General features: G+C 73.4%; 5 protein-coding genes. All 5 read left to right on the top strand.

The window, feature by feature from the left end:
* Positions 1–208 (top strand): hypothetical protein (locus tag Q7W29_08185; GenBank protein ID MDO9171795.1); only part of this gene is annotated, 208 nt, incomplete at its 5' end.
* Complete coding sequence (trmFO, locus tag Q7W29_08180; protein MDO9171794.1) at positions 205–1,557, top strand: methylenetetrahydrofolate--tRNA-(uracil(54)-C(5))-methyltransferase (FADH(2)-oxidizing) TrmFO; 1,353 nt, start codon at positions 205–207, stop codon at positions 1,555–1,557. The genes Q7W29_08185 and trmFO, both read left to right, overlap by 4 nt.
* Before the next feature lie 67 nt (positions 1,558–1,624).
* Positions 1,625–2,578 carry a tyrosine-type recombinase/integrase gene (locus Q7W29_08175; GenBank protein ID MDO9171793.1) on the top strand — a complete coding sequence of 318 codons (954 nt, stop codon included), beginning with the start codon at positions 1,625–1,627 and terminating at the stop codon, positions 2,576–2,578.
* A 37-nt stretch (positions 2,579–2,615) separates the two neighbouring features.
* The gene (gene hslV, locus Q7W29_08170; protein ID MDO9171792.1) at positions 2,616–3,167 is read left to right on the top strand and encodes an ATP-dependent protease subunit HslV; all 552 of its coding nucleotides are present in this window, start codon (positions 2,616–2,618) and stop codon (positions 3,165–3,167) included.
* A partial coding sequence (gene hslU, locus Q7W29_08165) for an ATP-dependent protease ATPase subunit HslU (protein ID MDO9171791.1) occupies positions 3,164–4,487 on the top strand: 1,324 nt, incomplete at its 3' end. The genes hslV and hslU, both read left to right, overlap by 4 nt.

Here is a 4,487-nt window from a genome sequence, read left to right as displayed (position 1 = left end):
GGGCCGCCGACCGGCCGGCCGCGCCCGCAAGACGACCACGAAGAAGGCGACGTCCAAGAAAGCGACGACGAATAAAGCTCCGACCAAGCAGGCGACCAAGAAGAAGACGACGACCGAGAAGGCGACGATCAAGAAGACCCCGACCAAGAAGGCCGCAGCCAAGAAGAAGGCGCCCAGGAAAGCGGCGCCCCCCAAGACCTCGCGATGAACCGCAGCCGGGTCCACGTGGTCGGCGGCGGCCTGGCGGGCTGCGAGGCGGCCCTCCAGCTGGCTCGGCTGGGCGTGCCCTGCACGCTGCACGAGATGCGCCCGCTCCGCACCACGCCCGCCCACCGCACCGCCGACCTGGCGGAGATCGTCTGCTCCAACTCGCTCAAGAGCACCGAACCCGCCACGGCCTCGGGCCTGCTCAAGGCCGAGCTGGACCTGGCGGGGTGCCGGCTGCTCGACGCCGCCCGCGGCGCCGCCGTGCCCGCCGGCGCGGCCCTGGCCGTGGACCGCGAGCGCTTCTCCGCGGCCGTCGCCGGGCTGATCGCCGACGAGCCCCTCGTCACGCTGGTCCGGGACGAGGTCGTGGACTTCGACGACGACCCCGCCGCGCGCTGGATCGTCGCGACCGGCCCCTTGACCTCTCCGGACCTCAACGCCGCGATCGCGCGGCGGACGGGCGGGGCGGGGCTGCACTTCTTCGACGCCGTCGCCCCCTCGGTGAGCCTGGAGTCGCTGGACTGCGACCGGCTGTTCCGCGCCGCGCGCTACGACAAGGGCGAGGCGGACTACTGGAACGCCCCCCTGGACCGCGACGAGTACCGGGCCTTCTGCGCGGCGCTGGTCGCGGCCGAGCGCACCGAAGTGCACGACTTCGAGAAGTCCCTGCTCTTCGACGGCTGCCAGCCCGTCGAGGAGATCGCCGACACCGGTCCCGAGACGCTCGCCCACGGGCCACTGCGCCCGGTGGGCCTGCGGCATCCGCGGACGGGCGAGCGGGCCCACGCCGTGGTGCAACTGCGCCAGGAGAACGAGGCCGGCACCATCTACGGGCTGGTGGGCTTCCAGACGCGGCTGAAGCAGGGCGAGCAGCGCCGCGTCTTCCGGATGATCCCGGGACTGGAGCGCGCGGAGTTCGTGCGCTACGGGCAGCTGCACCGCAACCTCTACCTCGACGCGCCCCGCGTGCTGGACTCCCGCTTCGCCCTGCGCGGCGACGCGCGGATCCGCTTCGCCGGCCAGATCACGGGCGTCGAGGGCTACGTGGAGTCGATCGCCTCGGGCCTGACCACGGCCTGGCGCCTGGCGGCCGCTCTGCGGGCGATCGACCTGCCTGACTGGCCGGACCAGACACTGCTGGGGGCCCTGCTCGACGGGTTCCTGCGCGACGGCACCAGCCGCCGCTTCAGCCCGATGAACGCCAACTTCGGCCTGCTGCCGGTCGCGCCGGACGCCGCCCGCGGTCGGCGCGGGCGGCAGCAGCGCAAGGAGATCCTGGCCGAACGCTCGCTCGCGGCCCTGCGCGCGCATCTCGCCGAGCCCGCGTCGTCCGCGCTGCTGGCGCCGTAGCCGGGCGGCGACGCGGCCCTGCTTGCCACCCCCGGGGGCCGATGGTAGATTCGCGGGGGAGGTGACCGTGGACCGCGTGCAGGAGTTCCGACGCCATCTGGCGACCGAGAAGGGGAGCAGCCTGCGGACCGTGTCCGCCTACGGCCGCGACCTCGACGACTTCGTCGCCGACGCGCGCGCCGCCGGCCACCTGCCCGACGCGCCCGACGACGCCGACTGGCGCCGCCTCTTCGCCGAGCGCCCCGCCCTGCGCGACCACCTGGCCCAGATGCGGCGGCGCGGCCGCAGCAAGTCCACCATCGCCCGCCACCTGGCGGCGATCCGCGGCTTCGCCCGTTACCTGCACCTCGACGGGGTGCTGCCGGCGCTGCCGCCGGCCCTGTCCGGCGGCCGCACCGCGGCGGGCAGGGAGCGGCGCCTGCCGCGCGACCTCTCCGAGGAACTTGTCGAGGCCCTGCTGGCCCTGCCCGACACGACGACGCCCCGGGGCCGCCGCGACCGCGCGATCCTGGAGTCCGTCTACGGCCTGGGGCTGCGCCTCGCGGAGGTCGTCGGCCTGGACCTGGGCGACCTCGACCTGCCCGGCGAGCGCGTCCGCGTGCGGGGCAAGGGCGACAAGGAACGCCTGCAGCCCCTGCTGGGGGCCACTGCGGCGGCGCTGCTGCAGCACCTCGAAGGCAGCCTCGACGGCGAGGGCCTGCTGGGGCTGCGCGACGGCACGCTGCGCGGAACCGACCGTTCGCGGCCGGTGTTCGTCGCCCGTCACGGCCGCCGCATCGCGCACCGCACGGTGCAGGCGATGGTCGCGCGCCACGCCGGCGAGCTGGCCGGCCTGCGCGGCGTGTCGCCCCACACCCTGCGCCATTCCTTCGCCACCCACCTGCTCGACGGGGGCGCCGGCATCCGGGTGGTCCAGGAGCTGCTCGGGCACGAGCACCTGGCCACGACCCAGATCTACACCCACCTCTCCCGGGCCCGGCTGCGGGAGGAGTTCCGGAAGGCCCACCCGCGCTCCGAATGAGCGGCGGTCGGGGGCACCGGTCAGGACGGAGACCAGGATGAGACGACGCAGCACGACGGTGCTGGCGGTGCTGCGCGACGGCGCCGCGGCGATCGCCAGCGACGGACAGGTGACCCTCGGCGCCACGGTCGTCAAGCACGGCGCGGTCAAGGTGCGCCGCCTGCTGGGCGGCAAGGTCCTGGTGGGCTTCGCCGGCGGCGCCGCCGACGCGCTCACGTTGTTCGAGGCGATCGAGGGCCACCTCGAGCGGTCGCGGGGCAACCTGCGCCGCGCCGCCGTGGAGATGGCCCGCCAGTGGCGGAGCGACCGGGTGCTGCGGCGGCTGGAGGCCATGCTGCTCTGCACCGACGGCGTCGACCTCTACACGATCTCGGGCAACGGCGACGTCATCGAGGGCGAGGAGGGCTGCGCCGCCGTCGGTTCCGGTGCGCCGTACGCCCTGGCGGCGGCCCGGGCCCTGCTGCGCCATACCGCGCTGCCGGCGGCCGGGATCTGCCGCGAGTCGCTGCGCGTGGCCGGCGAGATCTGCATCTACACCAACGACCAGGTCACCCTGCTGGAACTCGGCGGGGGGGAGGACGACGCGTGACCCTGCAGTTCGCGAGCGAAGCGTCGACGTGGTCCTGCCGGGCCATCGTCGCGCAGCTCGACCGCCACATCATCGGGCAGGACCGGGCCAAGCGCGCGGTGGCGATCGCCCTGCGCAACCGCTGGCGACGCCTGCGGCTGCCGGCGGCGGCCGCCGCCGAGATCGTGCCCAACAACATCATCATGATCGGGCCCACCGGCGTGGGGAAGACCGAGATCGCGCGCCGCCTGTCGCAGCTGGCGGGCCTGCCCTTCCTGAAGGTCGAGGCCACCAAGTTCACCGAGAAGGGCTACGTCGGCCGCGACGTGGATTCGATGATCCGCGACCTCGTGGAGGTCGGCATCGCGCTGCTGCGCCGCCGCAAGGAGGACGAGCTGCGCGCCGACCTCGAGGCGGCGGTCGAGGAGAAGCTCATCGACCTGCTGTTCCCGCCCCTCGCGGCCGGCGGCGAACCGGAGCGCGAGCAGCGCTGGCAGCGTTCGCGCGAGAAGATCCGCCAGCAGATCCGCGAGCGCGTGCTGGAGGAGAGCACCGTCACGATCACGACCAGCTCGCAGCGCGTCCCGCTGGCCAACATCTTCACCGCGGCCGGGGAGGAGATGGACGCCTCGTTCGCCGACGGCCTCGGTTCGCTCTTCCCGAAGAAGACCCGCGAGAGCGTGATGACCGTCGCGCAGGCGCGCAAGGTGCTCTCCGACCAGGAGCTCGACCGCCGGATCGACCAGGAGCAGCTGGCGCAGCAGGCCCTGGAGCTGGTCGAGCAGGGCGGCATCGTCTTCATCGACGAGATCGACAAGATCGCCTCGACCGGGCGCGGCGGGCACGGCCCGGACGTCAGCCGCGAGGGCGTCCAGCGCGACCTGCTGCCGGTCGTCGAGGGCTCCACCGTCACCACCAAGCACGGCCCGGTGCGGACCGACCACATCCTGTTCATCGCCGCCGGCGCCTTCCACATGAGCAAGCCCAGCGACCTGATCCCCGAGCTGCAGGGGCGCTTCCCCATCCGCGTCGAACTTGACCATCTGGCCGAAGAGCATTATCTGCGGATCCTGAGGGAGCCCGACAGTTCCCTGCTGAAGCAGTACCAGGCGCTCCTCGCGGCCGACGGCGTGACGGTGAGCTTCACCGACGAGGCTGTCGAGCGCTTGGCCGGCATCGCCATGGAACTGAACCGGCGCCTGGAGAACATCGGCGCGCGGCGCCTGCAGACCATCATGGCGCAGCTGCTCGACGAGTTGCTCTTCGACGCGCCGGAGGTCGCCGGCGGGTCGGTGACCGTCGACGGCGACTACGTGGAGCGGCGTCTGGCCGACCTGGTGC

This window comes from bacterium (assembly GCA_030654305.1).
Taxonomy (GTDB): domain Bacteria; phylum Krumholzibacteriota; class Krumholzibacteriia; order LZORAL124-64-63; family LZORAL124-64-63; genus PNOJ01.
Note: the sequence above shows the minus strand (reverse complement) of the source record. Positions and strands in the feature narration are given on the sequence as shown.

Bases quoted from the DNA above. Each gene is read 5' to 3' on its own strand.
- trmFO (MDO9171794.1), top strand. From the start codon at position 205: ATGAACCGCAGCCGGGTCCACGTGGTCGGCGGCGGCCTGGCGGGCTGC.
- hslV (MDO9171792.1), top strand. From the start codon at position 2,616: ATGAGACGACGCAGCACGACGGTGCTGGCGGTGCTGCGCGACGGCGCC.